The following is a 17880-nucleotide window of genomic DNA, read 5'->3' on the forward strand; positions in this document are numbered from 1 at the left end:
TAAATGATTTTTATATATGAATTATCATCTATAACGAAGCAGAAATTGTATAATAAACTGTTGTTGAATATGTTTGTACTGGTAATAAAACTGATATGCCACTTATTTTATAGCTAATTTGTACAGATAATCGGTCTTTTATTCCACTGAAAAAAGTTTGTGGTATAATTGTTATTTCTTGATACGCCGTGGTTCCACTTGGATATATTGAAGCTCCGGAAGCAAATGAACTTCCATCATTAGTTTTGTTAACCCATAGTCTTAGATTAGCATTCCAAGTGAGAGGCACACTTGCAACTGATAATTGCCAATTAGAACATCCATCAGAATTGGTAATATTTACGGTAAGGTTACCTTGTGTTCGTGCGATTGTAAGGTCACTACTTTCGTAATCTAATCCTGTTCGACTGCTCGGTAGAGGAGTAAGAGTTTCGGATGACGAAGTTCCTATTAGGCTAATCGTAGGAGTACACTGAGAAAAAGTATCTATAATGGTACTACAAAAAAAACATAAGTATAATAATTGTTTCATTTATTTTTAAGTTATAGTAAAGGTGATACTTAGGTTTGTATTTCCTTCTCTTAAAAGACTGTAATCAGAGATGACTAATTCAAATTTTATATTATATCCATATCCACTACCTTGGCCTGTATATGCTCCGCCAATATTAGAAATTATAACTTGTGGACTTGTTGATAGATTTACTGAAGATACACTGCTACCAAGAACTCCCGCACCTCCACTTGCTGGACTAATAGTTAACTTTAGTGCCATTCCACTCGGAATACTTCCAGATGTAATTTGAGCATAAATCGTACGGGTTAATGAAAACGGTACGGCAGATGTGAAATTAATCCATTTGGATGTGTTGCTACCAACAACTCGTATTGATTCTCCAGCAATTGTTGGAGAGGTTACTACTAAATTAAACACCGAATTATCTGGAGCAAGTGATATATAAGCGACTTCAGTAACAGTTGCAGATAAAGATGCAGTTTGCCCAAAGCAGACCGTTTGAAAAAAAAAGAATACTATTAATTTAATAAACTTCATATAATTATAAGAATTAATTAACTTGCCATATAGCTTTATCAAGCAAATTCACGTATAAGATTGGGTAAATACTGCAAATAATATGTTTTCATTATCGACTATTTAGCTTATAATCGTCAATTTTTTATTAATCTATAATTTGTTTTTTTCTTAGAATTCTGATTTCGAGCTGTTTTTTTAGTTTGTTTTACATTTTTTACATTTGGCTTAGATTTCGGTACTGCAAGAGTAGGTCTGTTAAATTTTTTGTATGATGAATTAGTTGCAGAAAAATCTTTTTTATTCTCTCTTTTATCAGTCAGGTTAAAAGTTGTAGGACTAAACTCAATTGTACGCTTATAATTTTCGATGGTAAAATCCACCTCTATACGATTATCCTCAACTACTTCGATTGATTGAGTAGCATCTGAAATAGAATAATCTTCTTGATTTCCTCCAATAACGCTCGCTGTTATTAACCATTTACCTGGTTTAACTTGTTTACATGAGAATTCATCATCTTTATTAACTTTGGTATAGAATGTTTCTTCATCATTTGATACTTTTATTAAAACTGAGGGTTTTGATTTTCTTTCATCGTTATCAACATTTACAAAGAATACCTTCCCCACAATTGAGCCCGTCTTGGTCAGTGATAAATTTATTTGTTTTGTGCTATCCCCTTTGAGGTCCACTTCTAAAGGGAGCCTAAGATTTGCTATGACTCCCTGAGGTACACTTGCTTTATCAATGTCTATATAGTATTTATCTGATATTAAATTTTTAAAGTAAAACTTTCCGTCTTTATCTGAAACATATTTTCTGTCTCCCAGAGTTATGACAATTCCTTCTTTTTTGAGTCCAGCAGATGTCAGTGATATTTGTCCTTGTATATTACCTAAATTCTTTACTCGTGATATAGGAGCATTTAATAAATACGAATACTTTAAAACAAAATACAATGTGTTTTGCATTGAAGCGTTAAATCCTGGAATAAGTGTTTTTCCTCCTAATAATTGGAAAGTATGCTTTTTAAGGTTTAAATTAACCGTTGTATAGAGGAGACTTTGGGTCTGAGTGAGTTCATCAAGAGCATAGTTACTTCTATAATTGAAATAGGCATTGAGTTTATTATTTACAGGTAATCTGAGAGATGCACCGTAATAAAAATAGTCAGTAAGTATGTTTTGAGCCGAGAACCTGCTCGTTCGGTCATGTTGTAAATAAACACCAGCCCAAGCCCATGGAAAAATACGCACTTCAGGTTGTATTACATTAGATATATTTTGTCTTATAATAGAAGGGTCATCTAAAGTTAACAGATTTTTGGCTTTTCCAAATCGTCCTTCATACCAAATATTTATTCTTGTGCCGTTTAGGTTGTATGCCAATCGAGCATATTCTTGTTGATAGAAAAAACGTTTAGGTTCCATTCTATCTTCATTTTTTTGCCAGTTATAGCTTAGATTTATACTACTATTCTGGTTAATATTATAACCCGCATATCCCATAAAGTTTGTGCTGAAAGGAGAAGTGCTAAAATTGATTACATCCATACTGGGATTTAATCGCATGATATTGGCATTTACTCCCAAGCTTACTTTTTTACTTACATTTGCAGAAATACTGTTTGATAATAAATAGCTATTTCTAAAATAGCCATAAAACTCTTTCCCGGAATAAATGAAATTACCTCCGTAATTTAGTTTTCTGATATTAAATCCAATCTTTGTTAAGGCTGCAAAATCATATTTTTTACTATACATACTTCCTGTAATCTCTGATTCAAAATTGAATCTTTCTGTTCTGTAATTAGTTGCAAGTCCAACTAAATTTACCCATACAAACCGCCTGATTTGTGTATATTTAGAAGAATAATCTATGGAGAGACGCAACTTGGGATTTGGGATAAAGTATAGACTTCCTCCGAATGTAGTTTTTTGTTCATTAAAAAACCTCGGATACGTATAAAAAGCATATATGCCAACTTTATTATAGCGAGTTTCAATGTTGGCCCCTCTACCAAATCGACCGTTTTCCATCAATTGATTTAACTGAAGAGTAAAATCACCTAATTGAACGCTTGACATAAACTTATTTTTGCTGTATTTATACCTTAGAGTATAAATATCATAACTACCTAAAAATGGGATATTGAAATTGGTAGGACCGTGTATGAAGAAGTTTAATAAATGTCTGTTGGCTTTATCTAAATACCCATTCCCACTAATGTCTGCTTGAACACCGTATGTAGCTTTTTTATTAACAAAATACATTGTACTCCAAAAACCTACATTTATAGGAAAACGGTTATATAGTTCAGTCTTTTTTATCTTTTTTGAATATACTAAAATAGAATTTGTAAAAGTTATAGGTTTTAGTGAATCTTTTAGAATTGCCTTAATGCCAAATGTATAATTGAAAGAATTAGTCTCTCCTTCTGGAATCAAAAGTTTAGTAAAAATCTTTGTAGATTCATTAGGATTTATTCCATTAATTTCGCTTTTCCCATCAATTTTTCCCCCAAGTGCTTCTAATTTTAAGTTATCTTTAATATTACCTCGGTTTTCCACTAAGTATTCAACTTTTAAACTATCGCCTTCTTTAGCGGATTCTGGCAGTAAAACTGGTGAAATAATGATTTTTCTGACCGATAAAACTTGAACCTGAAAAGGTTTTTCAATGCGGTAGCCTGATGCGGTGCTTATTAGAATCCGAGATGTGATAGTTCCAGGTGGTGAAAATTCAGATGTATTGATAGAAAATATATACTTTACTTTTTTCTGACCAATGAGTGTTTCTGGTTCTTTTTTAGAGAGTACTTCCCATGTATCAGGTACTTTTAAGGATACTGTCATTTTTTCTTTGAATGTAGATGAAGTTTCTACATCAAATATTAAATTGAAATATGAACCTGGAGCAATTCTTTTAGGTATATTTACTATGCTTACCCTTATACCACTTTGTGATAAACACAAGCTGGAATGTAAAAAGAAAAATAGAATATAGCAGCACTTTTTCACACTTTATAGAAGTTAACTCATTAAATAATATGGTGTACTTTGGAGGTTGACCAAATAAGTAATATTTGTCAATTGTTTTTTATGATTTTAATTGTTTGATACTTTATTTGTGTCAGTTAAGAATGAAGAGCAATCACAAAAAGAATCAAACCATCAGGATAATTATTAGTTAATACTCAGCTTACTATACTATTGAGTGATATCATTTTAAATTAATATAGACCATTTTTTAAATATTCATCTCGCTTAAATAAAAGATTATATTGTATTGTGATGTCTTGATAACACAATAATGTTATAGTGAAGTTTATTCAATTTTTATGCTGATATTCGAGCCAAATATTTTTTTTCCAGTATCAGATATAATAACACCATCATATTTGCCTGGAGGTAAATTTTTTACTTCTATATCATATGTGTTACATCGAGTAGGATAAATTCTCTTACTTTCTGCCTTAGCAACTTGAATTTTTGTTCCCTTAGAATCATACACTTCTAACTGCACCTTTACAGGTACAGCAAAAAAACCTGTATTCTCTAATTCAACTTTTACTATTCTACCATTGGAATTATTTTTGGTTAAGGAAACATTTCTGTAAACCAATTTTGGCGATTCAAATGAACCTAAATCAACAATAATTTGAATAGCATACCTTGCCTTATTTTGAACTTTTAAATCTCTATCAGAAGAAACGATAGGGTCTCCCGGTTCTACCATAGCTGCTCCCCAATATGTACCTGATGTAATATTATTTGGTAGGTTTATTCTATATGTTAGATTAAACTCTTCTTTTGGATTAAGAGTCTTTTCATCAACATCAAACTCTAACCATTCATTTAAACTCCTATCGTGATTTTGAGTATCTGAAAAAAAAGCACCGCTTCCACAGATAAACATAATATTGTATTTAGATGATGTAAAAGCTTGAGGGGTCTTTCCTATATTCTTCAATTTAATTTGTCCGACAATTTGCCCATTAGGAGATGATTGGTAAACATGGCTTAATCCATTTGTTATGACTATCTGTGCGTATGTATTAATAGGAAGAAAAATAATTAGGAAGTACTTTTTCATTTATTATTTAACAATTTTATATATATCCTTAAATAACATAATGATATTTAAGGATATATAGTTAATTTTAATTAACTCCTTAGTGATATTAGATTGTATCAGCCAATGTGTAAACAACTGCAACTGTATAGGTGTCAGCTCTTAATGCTGCATATTGTGCTGATGTTATTCCTGACATTGTTGTGGAATAAGTGAGTGCAGCACCTGAAGTGGCTGTGGTACCAGTAAACCCACTTGTGATACCGCTAATCAGCTTTGGAGTACTTGATACTGGGTTTCCAGTTGAAACTATTCCAGTTACACCTGATGTTTGAGGAGTAACGATATTTATCACACCACCAGTTGCACCAAGATTACCATTACTTGTGATACCTGCGGCATCAACTACTGGTACTGTTGCTACTACTTTTAAAGTAATACCTGCTAAACTCGTCTCTGAAGTTGATGCTGTTACGTAAATAGCTCTATTAGTGGAAGCGGCATTCATCATTGACGAATATTGTAGATAGATAGGTGTTGCTGAGCTAACATCGGCCATATTTGCACCAGCAGTTGTAGGAGCTACGTAGGTCAGATTCTGTGTACTATTACCGACGATTGCAATTAAGGTAACTGATGGAATAACAACATTTACAGTTTGAGTAACTTGTGTTTGTGCATAAGAACGGCCAAATGCAATTAAAAGAACGATTAATAAAGCAGTTTTTTTCATTTGTTTTTTTTTTAAGTGTAAAAAATATGGAGTTGATTTAAAATTCAAAAAGAGTATAATATTAATCATAGAATTAAATCTATTTTTAATAACTTATTATTCTTAACTATTACCTTACACTATTTTTTATTTCCCTAACTATTCACAAATAACATTGAGCAATAACTCAACTACAAATTATATCGTTAGAGGGACACTAATAATCGGCAAATGGAAAAATTTTGCTACTTATGATGAAATAGTATAACCAATTGAAAGCAGAAAATGTAATTGATTTAATTTTATACAATATTGGCAGGAATGATGATTTCTATTGTTACAATTGTATGTATTCAATAATAATTAAAATAAGAGAGAAAAAAGATTTGTAAAGAAGTCAGAAGTAAGTATGGCAATGCTGGGAAATAAATATATTATTTGAAATAAAATTATTAACTTACATGTATATACGTATTTAGTTTGATTGAGTTATTCTAAAGAGATTATAGTTTAATATGTACTTGTCAAGTATAGTTACTATTTCATCTTTAGAATATGGTTTTATTACTCTGCCATTAAAAAGTTGCTTATATCTCAATAATTCATTTGTTGTTTCAGAAGTACTTTGCAAAATAATAGGCGTATTACAATTTTGATTGTTTTTATGTCTAATTTTTCTTGAAGCCTCAATCCCATTCATAATGGGCATTTCTATATCCATTAATATTAAATCAAATTTTTCTTTCAATGAAAGTTCAACAGCATCTTTCCCATTAGCGGCTACTTTATAGTTGTAACCCTGAGAAGATAAAATTATACTTAAATGCTGTTGATTGAAAATCGAATCGTCAACTATTAATATCATAGCGTTATTATGTTATGTGTGTTTATATCTTTTTTAATATTTCGGAGTTAGCCAAAATATATCTTATGATTTAAGTAAGCCCAAAGCTGATATAAATGTAATTATTCTAATTCACAACCAATTTAAATGCGTTTCTTCTATTCGATGAACTGATGTATATAATCTGTGAACGGTTATTTTTTGCTTAGAATTGATTGTGAATCTTGTTTTACTGATATTGATTGATAGTTTCAATCCATTGAAAATTAACTTTTAAAGAAGCTCTAAGGAATTTTTTGTTTATGTATTCACATACTACTTATTTAATATAAGTCTTAACAAATGAAATAATTGATAATAGAATATAAAAAAGAATTATGGTAAGGATATTTAGAGTAGGGTAAATGAATGTGCTTAGTAGTAAGGATAATACTGATTAGCGATTAAGAGTGTCGATTGAACGACTATTTTTTAGGGATAATAAACTAAACCTTATGTTTGTGATAACATTTTAATAAGGTGTTCACTCAAATAGCAATTGAATAATAATAGGACGGAAGTATTGCGTCCTATTATTTTATATAAAAGAGTAAGCTTGACTTTAATGATTCATCATAATATTAATATCAGCAGTATGTTATAGCTTACTATAAATCGAATTTAAAAATTTAAAAAGTACAAATATGTGCTTTTTAAGTATGGGTAAATAATTCACAGCAAATGCAAGTAGATAAGAAAAAATGGACGTTTTGCGTCCATTTTTCTTTTATATACTATTCAACGATTATTGCTGTCGTTTCAGATATATTTTTTTTGTTCCCATTCTAATTGTTCAATATTTGTAACTGGTATGTAAAGAATTCACTTGAGTTTGAGTTGATATTCTTTTCATCGTGGCTTATTGAAAAGTAGGATATATAATTTATCCTACTTTTTTAAGTAAATTCTTCTTTTTTTAGTATTTCAATTTGTTTATCAATAATTTTTTCGATTTTAGTAAGGTCCCAGTATTTGGATAAGTTATTAACTGAATCATTATAACTCGAATTGTTAGAAAGTATATGTTCAATGTCTTGCTCAACGAATGTTAGTCCGACCATTTTAAAAGCTGGTTTTATACTGTGAAGTTTATTCATAGTTTCATTGAAATTTACTTTATCAACATTTAGGATAATTTCCTTAAATTCTCCTAAATAGTTTTGCTTAAAATATTCAAAAACACTTAGAGCATATTCTCTGTCTTTTTCATAAAATTGTTTTAAGAAGACTGTATCTAAATTTGGGTGAAATGGAATCTCTTTCTTTATTGATTGAAGATTATCGGATTTAAAATATAGTTGCATTTTTTCATATAAATCCGAAATGGTAAAAGGCTTTCTAATAATATCATTCATTCCATTTTTTAATATTTCACTCTCAATATTGGAAGTTACTACTGCGGTCATTGCAATTATCGTAAATACATCTTCATTATATTTTTTTCTAAGTTTAGCTGCTGTTTCTATACCAGAAATTCCTGGTAATTGTAAATCCATCAGTATTAAATCGTATTTGCTTTCTTGAAATTCGGTGAGAGCATCTTCTCCTGATGAAACAATATGAAAATTCACTGACCACTTATTCAAAACTTTTGCTACATATTTTTGATTAAGGTCATTATCTTCAACAACTAAAACTTGTACTGAACTAAATTGAGTATTTGTTGTGAAATTTGATTTTGGTGTAACGACTTGTTCTGTTGGATTTCCTTTTTCAAAAACCATATCAAAGTAAAAAGTAGAGCCTTCTCCTTTTACACTTTTTACTTCAATTTTGCTATTTTGTAAAGTTAGTAACCGTTTAACAATATTTAAGCCTAATCCAGAACCCTGTGATTTGTGAAACTTTGTAGAGGGAAGTTGTTTAAATTTTTCAAAAATAACTTCCTTCATCTCTTCATCAATACCAATACCTGTATCTGAAACTTTAAAATTTAGTTTTATTGTATTATCAGTTTCCTCTTGATGAGTTACACTTAAAATGATGCTACCTTCATGCGTGAACTTTTCAGCATTTGAAAGTAAATTGCTCAAAACTTGTTGCAATATTACTTTATCAGCTATAATATTTAAATTTGGTTCAAAGTCAAAATCTATTTTAAATTTTATATTTTTTTTGGATATAACATACTCAAATGTATTAACAATTTTTAAGAGAAAATTTAGTAACCTAAAAGTTGTTTTTTTGATTTCAACATTACCCGATTCAATTTTTGATATATCTAAAATATCAGAAACAAGTTTTTGAAGATACCTTGTTGAGGTATCAAGAATCTCAACATATTCTTTTTGTTCATTATCAATATTTGTCATTCTTAGCAAATCACTCATGCCAATTATCGCATTAATTGGTGTTTTTAATTCATGGGTCATACTCGCCAAAAAAAACTTTTCGCTTTCTTCAGCTTTTTTTGCATATAAGTTAGCATATCTAAGAGCTTCTTCTAAGACTTTTCGTTCGGTTATATCGTAAAAAAACAAGACACTACCTTGAATGTTCTTCTGTTGAGTCTGAATTGGCGAAATATTTACCAGTACCCAATTGCGGTCATTGTTACTTTTGATTAATTGCATCTCTTGACTCTGTTTCTGGCCATTCGAAAGACTCAAAAGGTTTGAAAGATTACTTTTCTTGCAATCAGATAAAATAAATTTATCAATGCACTGCCCAATAAGTTGTTGTTCAGTATATTCAATCATTTTACAAAAGTTTGCCGAAGGATAAGTTATCAAACCTGAATCATCGACCTCAACAACGCCAAATTGTAAATTCTCAAATATTCCTCTATACTTTTTTTCGCTTTCTTTTATAATATCAAGTGCGTAATAACTATTAGTTATATCTTCATATTTCCAGATACTAAATTCGGACTCATACCTGTTTTTGAAAGGGAAATAGCTTCTTTCTAAAACTCTACCATCTTTCAAATGTAAAACTTCGCCTAATACTTCAGTTCTATTATTGGATATTGAAATTGTAGAGGCTCTGAAGCCTTCGGGTGAAGTAAATAAACCCATGACTATATCCAAAGCCTCAAAACAGTTCTTTCCAACTAACTGTTCTGGAGAAACCGCCAAACCAAAAGTATTAATCAATGCTTGATTAATTATAACTATATTCCCGTTAGAATCTTCCATTAAAATTCCAACTTTAAGATTTTCTACTAAACTCTTTGAAAAAATATTCTTCTCATCGAAATCTTCAAATATATCTCGTTTTTGACTAACGTCATTTGCAGTGATAGTAACTAAATTTTCATTTTCTATATTAGTTACAAAGAGATTCAATCTTATCCAAATATATGTACTTTGTGCATTTCTAATTGGGAATTCAACATAAGATGAGGTTTGTGGAGTAGGGGATTTAAAGAGATTTCGGATAAAAGGGCCATACATTTCAAAAAAGATTTTTTGTAGTTTGGGATTGATTCCATAACCTAAAATTCTAATGGCTGAAGAAGAAATAAACTTTACTCTGCCTTTTTTATTAATTACACAGAATAAATCTGTAATCGTTGATTCTAATTGCTCACATGTATTATCAAAATGAGAATCTGGTAATAGATATAAAATATATTTTTTTGTTTTACGATAGTAATTTTTCAAAATAGATATCATGCTTGAATAAAATTTATATGTAATAGAGGTTGTTAATATTAATGAATAAAAAATATAAATACGATGAACAGCAATGAAAAGTAACAAGAGTAAAAAAAAAGTCTATGAATGGTATTTTATAATCGGTGAGTGGTATTGTTACATTATAAAAATGAGAATAATAATTTTAAAAAACTAAATTGTAAATATGAAAAAACAAGTAGTCTGGCAATTGATTTGAATCATATCTCTATCGAGTTATTCAAAAAAAAGTTTTTTCCTATTTCCAATTAAAATTAATTTATTAATTACTTTTCTTTTTATAAAATGCTGATATTTAATGGGTTATAGAGATATAGAATTGATTGTATAATAAATGTGTAGCTGTTTTTTATTGAGAAGAGAACAGATAAATAAAACATTTTAGTATTGTAATGAGTTTATTAACGAATTATACGAATCAAATACAAGTGAATTTGAGAAAGTAAGGAGGTTGACTATAAACTATGTAAAGAAGTAATATAGAATTAATTGTAAAAAAATAGGGGGAATAAAGACTCCCCCATTTTTAATTTTATTTAGTCCCAAAATAAAAATGATGAAAAGGTGCTTACTTATAAAGCCCTGTAACTTAATTTTTACTGTACATGTGCAATTAACAATGAAACTAATTATCGCACAATTTTAATCGGTGAATGGTCGAAATTTATCTATAAATGTGTTTTTATAATTAATATTTGCATTTTAAATGAAAAGTTTTATATTTACAGTATGAAATTAATCCGTAGAAAATACATTTTGACTATCGATTGTTAGTGTTGTTTCATGATTACCAATCTGCCTATTATTTTATGATTTCAATTATTTAGTCTTCTTTTTCATTGTAACATATCTGCTGTTTTACAATAATTGTTATGATTTTTATGTATTGAATATCATAGCTTTATTAAGTTTATAGTATGCTGATTTAACCCAATTTTAATTTATAATATTTTAAATGAACTAACTATTTCTACGTATAGGAGGTGTACAATTATTATTTCGTAAATATTTCAATATACTAAAATTTTCAGAAATAAATCATCATTTTGCCGTTTATATAGTGTTATTTACCGTTCATATAGTGTTGTTTGCAGATAATTTGTGTCATTTCATAGAATTTACATGCCAGTTTTATTAAATTACTTTATTTAAATCCGAACTTAGCATTGTGATTCAGACAGCTTATATGAATATTTTGATTAGAAATCTGTAAGATACATATTGGATTTTAAAGCAAATACGTAAGCTAAACATTATTTTGGACTTTAATTAATGATTTTAACATGTGAGCTTTCAATTATAAAAAAATGAGAACTATCATATACAGAAATAGTCAAAGAAATGTTATGTAACCTGTCTGATTTACGATAAATACTGATTTTAATCTGAAATGCTTTTGTCATATTATTTATGACTTGAACGGATATTGAATTGGATATTGACTTTCCGTTTGATTTCTAAACTATTTTATTAACTAATTCAAATCAAAACAAGAGATTTTTAATTTTCAAAGTTAGTAATCATAATGCTGTGAACTTTTTTGGAGAGGAGTATTTGAATTGAAAAAATTATGTATTAAACTTTAAAAAAATGAATTGTATTATAATTGAAGATGATTTTTTGTCACAGCAAACAATAATTAGATATTGCAAGATGTTTGGTGATGAATTGAACATTTTAGGGGTTTTTGATTCTGTGGAAAGTGCTGAGGCATTTATCAAAAATTGCGAAAAGAAAGTAGATTTAATATTTGTTGATGTGATTTTACCTGGAAAAAATGGAATTGACTTTATTTCTGACTTGTTTATAATGCCATATATTATAATGACAACTTCATATGATAGTTATGCTGTGAAGGCATTTGAAATGAATGTAGTAGATTATCTTAAAAAACCATTCATATACAGACGTTTTGTTCAGTCAATTCAGAAGGTAAAGAAACTAATAAAAATGGACGAAGATAAGGGGTCTAATGAAACTCTTATATTAAAAAATAAAGGAGCCATTACACGATTTTTAATTAAGGATATAGATTATATAGAATCATATTCAGATTATATTAAGATATATATAAAGAAAGATGCTTTTCTGCATCTAATAGCTTTGAGAGATATTTTGAAGAAACTACCTTCTGAGAAATTTGTACAAATTCATAGGCGTTTTATTGTAAATATCGAAAAAATAACCTCTATAAATGAAAATAAAATTTACTTGGATGGGTATGAAGATTTAGAACTCCCTATAAGTCGAGCCCAAAGAAAAAATTTTTATTCGCTTTTTTTGAAGCAGTAAATATAGATAATTAGCGTTTTCTTCTCTCCCCTTAAATTTAGGTCGTTATTAATCAAACTTCTTAATTTAAGGGGAGAATAATTATATATGCCTATCCCTCCAAAATAGTTGGAACAAATCTAACTTTAGTTATCTTCTTAAAAAGTACATAAAAATCAATACTTCTTGTATTAATAACATTCATAAGAATTGTATAATATTTTCTTTTCTGAAATAGATAATAATCACTCACCGAATATGTAATACCATCCACCGAGTATAATTGTATCGAATATCTTGATACCCTAAATTAGTACCTACGATAGGTTGTAATTAAATCGCATTGAATACATCGACTGTAAATTCAAAGTGAAAGTTACTTGTCTTATAGTTAGCGTTCTAAAAGAGTAACTCTATGTTTTGGTCAAAAACGTTTTTATATTTTTTTATATTCGGATTAGGGGTCTTTTTTTTCCTATTAATGGTAAAAAGACTGCGATATTTTGAATCAACGAAATATTTTTTTTATATCAATGTATGTTTTTATTTCATTGTATTTAATCATAATCTAAGTATCATTAAATATAATTCCACAATTCTTTCCGAACTTGATTATACATTCGATTTTATTGCATTTTTAGGTATTTTCATTAGATTCTACATAATGAAGATGACATATCCTGTCAAAACATTTTCGTTAAGAAATTTGAGGCATTTTATACTTCCAACTTTCGTAATAGTTGGGAAAATATTTGTAAAGAATACCCTATTTAACAAAAATATGATACTAATTTTTCAACAGTTTTATATTCCTATTATTAGTGTAAGTGATTTTTCACTGGCCTTATTTATCATAGGCTTTTCATACGTCATTACATCTTTGATTATTATTCTACGATTTATCAATAAACAATCTGCAATTTTTAAGCTAATAAATAAAAAGACCTTGATTTGGTTAAAAATAGTAATATTTGTTACGGCTTTATTTATGATATTAGAATTAATGCTTTTTTTAAATATAGAAAATAAATATAATTCACTACTGGTTTTTGGTCAGCATATTTTAATAATCACTCTAATTTTCTACCTCCTTTTTTCGCCTAAAACAGTAAAGAAAATGCGAGGTTGTGTGCATGTTATTCCAGAAATAAACGACATAAATGTATTGCCCCAGGCTTTCAGAGGAACAACCTACGACTATTGGCATTCAATTATTGAAGATTATATTTCCGTTAAAATGCCATATCTTAATATGAACTTCAATGCCAACGAGATGGCGTCAGATTTAAGTATTAGTAAACAAAAATTGCTTACAATACTCAAATATGTTTACAGAATGGATTTTGTAGAATTTGTAAATCGACATCGAGTTTATTATTTTTTAGAACTTTCAAATGATAAAACATTTAGTTCTTTACATGTAGAGTACCAAGCATTAAGAGTTGGGTTCTATAATAAATCTGATTTCCATTATCATTTCCGAAAATACATGAATTCCTTGCCTCCTTTAAACATCAGTCAAGATTAGTACATTTTTAAACGAGAAATGCTTGAAATAGGTCTACACAAATACTGATTTTTCTTAAAATATCTTTTAATTAACTTTTGAAATCTATTTTTTTTATTCAAAATCCATACAACGACTATGTCCCTCCATTCGTCGAATATTGTTTTTTTAGATGATTATCGTAGTTAGTTTTGAATTACTTAGAAAATCAAAATAAATAGAACTTTATGAAAAAAATACAACTTAAAAATGGTTTAGAAGTTTTAGTTGATGACGATATTTATGGAGAAGTAGTTAACCATAAATGGAATATTTGTACAGTGAAAGGAAAACGTTATGTTAGAACAACTATATACTTTCCCAAAAAACAAGATATTTATTTGCATCATATTGTTTTAGGCGGTTTAATGAAAGGCTATACTGCTTTGTTTGTCGATGGAAATTCTCTTAATTGCCAGAAAGAAAATTTAATTCAGGTACCTTTTCATACCAAATCTCATATTAGACCATGTCATTTCACTAACAAAACATCTAAATATAGAGGTGTTTATGTAAGCAGAGGGATGTATATATCATCAATCCAAATGGGTGGTAAATTTAATTACTTGGGGACATTCATTTCCGAAAAAGAAGCTGCTATTAAATATGATTTGAAAGCAATTGAGCTTTATAAACAGTTTGCAATTACAAATATAATTACGAATCCTTATTTTGTACTATAAAGGTGTACTTTTGATTGACACAGTTTAATCCATTTAGTGTTTTGTGATTATTGGTCTTGAGCTTTTAAGTTTATAGGGTTTTAAACTTTAAGTTTGGGAGATGAAACCGATATTTGAAAAAATAAATGTTTTATATTTAGTTTAAAACCTAATTTAGCATATATATAAAATATGCAGTTTAACAAAATGCTGCATATTTTTATATTTATTTGAATCTAAATAACTTATTTGAGTTTTATTATCTTTTTCAGATTGGCTGATTTTTTAATTGTTTTGTCCTTTTTAAGTCTTCAATTTGATTTTCAATTAATGAACTAATCGTTTTAATATCTTTTTTTAGAAAAATATCACTTAGGGCATTACTTTCAATTTCATTGTTTTTAATTACTTCTTCAATCATTAGTTCCACTTTGGTTAATCCTACCATTTTGAAAGAAGGTTTAATCGTATGAAGTCGTTTTTTTATATCTTCTATTGAAATGTTATTTGAATTTTGAATTAAGGATTCAAATTCTTTTAAATAAACAGTGTGGAATTGAACAAAAACCTCTATTGCATAATCTATATCATCTTTATAGAATTGTGTTAAAAAATCTGTGTCTAATTCATTGTGAAAATGTATTAATGGTTCTGGTATTTTATTCTGTCTGACTGTGTCGAAGCAAATTGAAATTTTATCATAAAGTTCATCAGTAGTAAACGGTTTCTTTATAATGTCATCCATTCCATACTTTAATATTTCAACTTCTATTTTGGGAAATACTACGGCTGTCATGGCAATAATAAAGAAAACTCGATTCTGAAAAGTAGTTCTGAGTTTGATTGATAACTCAAAACCATTGATGCCAGGTAGTTGTATATCTACCATTACACAGTCAAAATGAGTGTTAGAGAATTTTCTAATAGCCTCTTCTCCTGAACCAGCTATTTCATAATATATCGACCATTTGCAGAATAGTCTTTTTAAGTATTCTTGATTTAATATGTTGTCTTCAACAATAAGAACCCTTAATTCATCTAAGGGAGCATTTAAAAATTGATTCGGTTTTTCGATTTTTTTGAGTATTTCAGGTATTTCGAGACCTTTCTCATAGACGAGGTCAAATGAAAAAATAGAGCCTTTTCCTACAGAACTTGATACATTAATACTACTATTTTGTATTTCAACTAATGATTTTACGATAGATAGCCCTAAGCCCGTTCCTTGCGATTTATGCTGTTTGGTTGCGGGTAGTTGCACAAATTTTTCAAAAATATTATCTTCATTTTCCTTACTAAGGCCTATACCTGTATCTTCAACTGTAAATCGAAGTTTGATATGTTGATTTGTTTGGTGAATTCTCTCAACAACTAATTTAACAGTACCAACTTCTGTGAATTTTTCGGCGTTTGAGAGTAAGTTTATAATAATTTGCTGAAGGAGTAGGGGGTCGCCTATAACGTATGTATCAAGTTTAAATTTCCACTCAAATTTGAAAGTGATATTTTTTTTAGATAAGCTATATTCAAAACTTCGTGTGATTTCAGAAAGCATTTTCTTTAAATCGAACGATTGATTATTAACAACTAAATTACCCGTTTCTATTTTTGAGATGTCGAGAATATCAGAAATTAACTTTTGTAAAAACATAGTAGATGTTTCCATGACATCTAAATAGTCTTTTTGTTCGATGTTAAGTTGGGTTAGTTTTAGTAAATCGCCCATACCTAATATGGCATTGATTGGAGTTTTGAGCTCATGGGTCATGCTGGCCAGAAACATCTTTTCTCTTTCAGTTGCTCTGTTGGCAATATCATTTGCATGCTTTAGGTCTTGTTCGAGTTGTTTTCTTTCAGTAATATCATAATGAATGCCAATTGAACCAATTACTTCGTGATTATGATTGAAAATAGGTGTTCCACTAACCAAAAGCCATGCGGATGTTCCATCTTTTTTAACTAAAGGAACCTCATAAGTACTACTAATACCTTGTTCTCTTTTACTTTGATTGATTGTAAATATTTGTTTATTCTCTGGTTTTAAGAAAAGCTCATTTGCTTTTTTCCCAAGTAGTTCTTCTTTGGTATATCCTGTTATTTGACAAAAATGATTATACACATTTGTTATGGTATCATTATTATCAACTTCCAAAATACCAAGTTGCATATTTTCAATTATTTTTGTGTATTTCTCTTCACTTTCTTTAACTTTTTCGTTTAAGTTATAATTTTGTGTGACATCTCTGTAATACCAAAAATAGCTGTACTCTCCATTCGGATTAAGAATCATTGTAAAATCTCTTTCAAAAGTTTTACCATTTTTTGTCTTCAAGACTTCACATTTAATATTTTTTCTTTGGAGAATGTTTTGTTCTATCCCCTCTGAGAATAAATTTGGATAAATAAATGAATCTTTTAAACGGTCAATAAAAACATTACAATCTTCCCCAATGAACGTTGAAGGTGTCTCGTCGTTCATATCAAAAAATGACAATAATCCGTCATTCAAAAACAATATTCGACGATTAGAATCCTCTACCAAAATACCATTACTACTATTTTTAAATATATTGAACCAAATATTTGATTGGTTGGTATGATAAAAATGATTGGACTGAATATTGATATCCTTCATGGTTCCTATAATAAGTAAATCATCATGGATTTTTGTTATCGTTATATTTAATCTAATCCATATGTATCTTCCGTTTTTACCTTTGATGGGGAACTCTACATAGGGATAAGTCCAGTTATTTTTATTAATGGCATCATCAAAGATTTGTTTGAAATAGTCGGTGTAATTTCTTTTAATAAAAATTTTAAAATAGTTTAGTTCGGTTGAGTTAAAAAATACCTGACAAGTTTTTTTTATAAATTTTATGTTATTATTTGTGTCTGTAACCAAAATTAAGTCATCTATATTAGCTTCTAATGTTTCGCATTTTTGTAAAAAAAAACTCTTTTTAGAATTAGTATAAACAAAGTTTTTAATACCAATTATCTTATTAATTATATTATAAGTAAAAATTTTATGTATTGATAGTGATTTCATATTTAC

At 28.6% G+C, this 17880-nt stretch carries 11 protein-coding genes; 3 read left to right on the forward strand and 8 right to left on the reverse strand.

What is annotated here, in order from left to right:
- Positions 1 to 28: 28 nt before the first annotated feature.
- The 7 genes from IEX65_RS04900 to IEX65_RS04930 all read right to left on the reverse strand — a co-directional run bounded on the left by IEX65_RS04900 (position 29) and on the right by IEX65_RS04930 (position 10322).
- The gene (locus tag IEX65_RS04900) at positions 29 to 532 is read right to left on the reverse strand and encodes a hypothetical protein (RefSeq protein ID WP_188764913.1); all 504 of its coding nucleotides are present in this window, start codon (positions 530 to 532) and stop codon (positions 29 to 31) included.
- Between the two features lie 6 nt (positions 533 to 538).
- Positions 539 to 934, reverse strand: coding sequence for a hypothetical protein (locus tag IEX65_RS04905; protein WP_188764914.1), 396 nt, complete (start codon positions 932 to 934; stop codon positions 539 to 541).
- Between the two features lie 236 nt (positions 935 to 1170).
- Complete coding sequence (locus IEX65_RS04910; RefSeq protein WP_188764915.1) at positions 1171 to 3891, reverse strand: hypothetical protein; 2721 nt, start codon at positions 3889 to 3891, stop codon at positions 1171 to 1173.
- 472 nt (positions 3892 to 4363) lie between these two features.
- Positions 4364 to 5131: a COG1470 family protein gene (locus IEX65_RS04915; RefSeq protein ID WP_188764916.1), complete on the reverse strand. Its 768-nt coding sequence runs from the start codon at positions 5129 to 5131 to the stop codon at positions 4364 to 4366.
- Positions 5132 to 5219: 88 nt separating this feature from the next.
- A complete protein-coding gene (locus IEX65_RS04920) occupies positions 5220 to 5843 on the reverse strand; it encodes a hypothetical protein (RefSeq protein WP_188764917.1) in 624 nt (207 codons plus the stop codon).
- 454 nt (positions 5844 to 6297) lie between these two features.
- Positions 6298 to 6687: a response regulator gene (locus tag IEX65_RS04925; RefSeq protein WP_188764918.1), complete on the reverse strand. Its 390-nt coding sequence runs from the start codon at positions 6685 to 6687 to the stop codon at positions 6298 to 6300.
- 914 nt (positions 6688 to 7601) lie between these two features.
- Positions 7602 to 10322 carry a PAS domain S-box protein gene (locus IEX65_RS04930; protein ID WP_188764919.1) on the reverse strand — a complete coding sequence of 907 codons (2721 nt, stop codon included), beginning with the start codon at positions 10320 to 10322 and terminating at the stop codon, positions 7602 to 7604.
- 1611 nt (positions 10323 to 11933) lie between these two features.
- Here IEX65_RS04930 and IEX65_RS04935 point away from each other — a divergent pair.
- The 3 genes from IEX65_RS04935 to IEX65_RS04945 all read left to right on the forward strand — a co-directional run bounded on the left by IEX65_RS04935 (position 11934) and on the right by IEX65_RS04945 (position 14843).
- On the forward strand, positions 11934 to 12635 hold the full coding sequence (locus IEX65_RS04935; protein WP_188764920.1) for a LytR/AlgR family response regulator transcription factor: 702 nt from the start codon (positions 11934 to 11936) through the stop codon (positions 12633 to 12635).
- Positions 12636 to 13395: 760 nt separating this feature from the next.
- A complete protein-coding gene (locus IEX65_RS04940; protein ID WP_188764921.1) occupies positions 13396 to 14142 on the forward strand; it encodes a helix-turn-helix domain-containing protein in 747 nt (248 codons plus the stop codon).
- 206 nt (positions 14143 to 14348) lie between these two features.
- On the forward strand, positions 14349 to 14843 hold the full coding sequence (locus IEX65_RS04945; RefSeq protein WP_188764922.1) for an AP2/ERF family transcription factor: 495 nt from the start codon (positions 14349 to 14351) through the stop codon (positions 14841 to 14843).
- 247 nt (positions 14844 to 15090) lie between these two features.
- On the opposite strand, the gene IEX65_RS04950 is transcribed toward IEX65_RS04945, so the two are convergent.
- Positions 15091 to 17874, reverse strand: a complete 2784-nt coding sequence (locus tag IEX65_RS04950; protein WP_188764923.1) for a PAS domain-containing sensor histidine kinase — start codon at positions 17872 to 17874, stop codon at positions 15091 to 15093.
- Positions 17875 to 17880 lie beyond the last annotated feature (6 nt).

Source organism: Emticicia aquatilis (genome assembly GCF_014644295.1).
In the GTDB taxonomy this organism is placed as follows: Bacteria; Bacteroidota; Bacteroidia; order Cytophagales; family Spirosomataceae; genus Emticicia; species Emticicia aquatilis.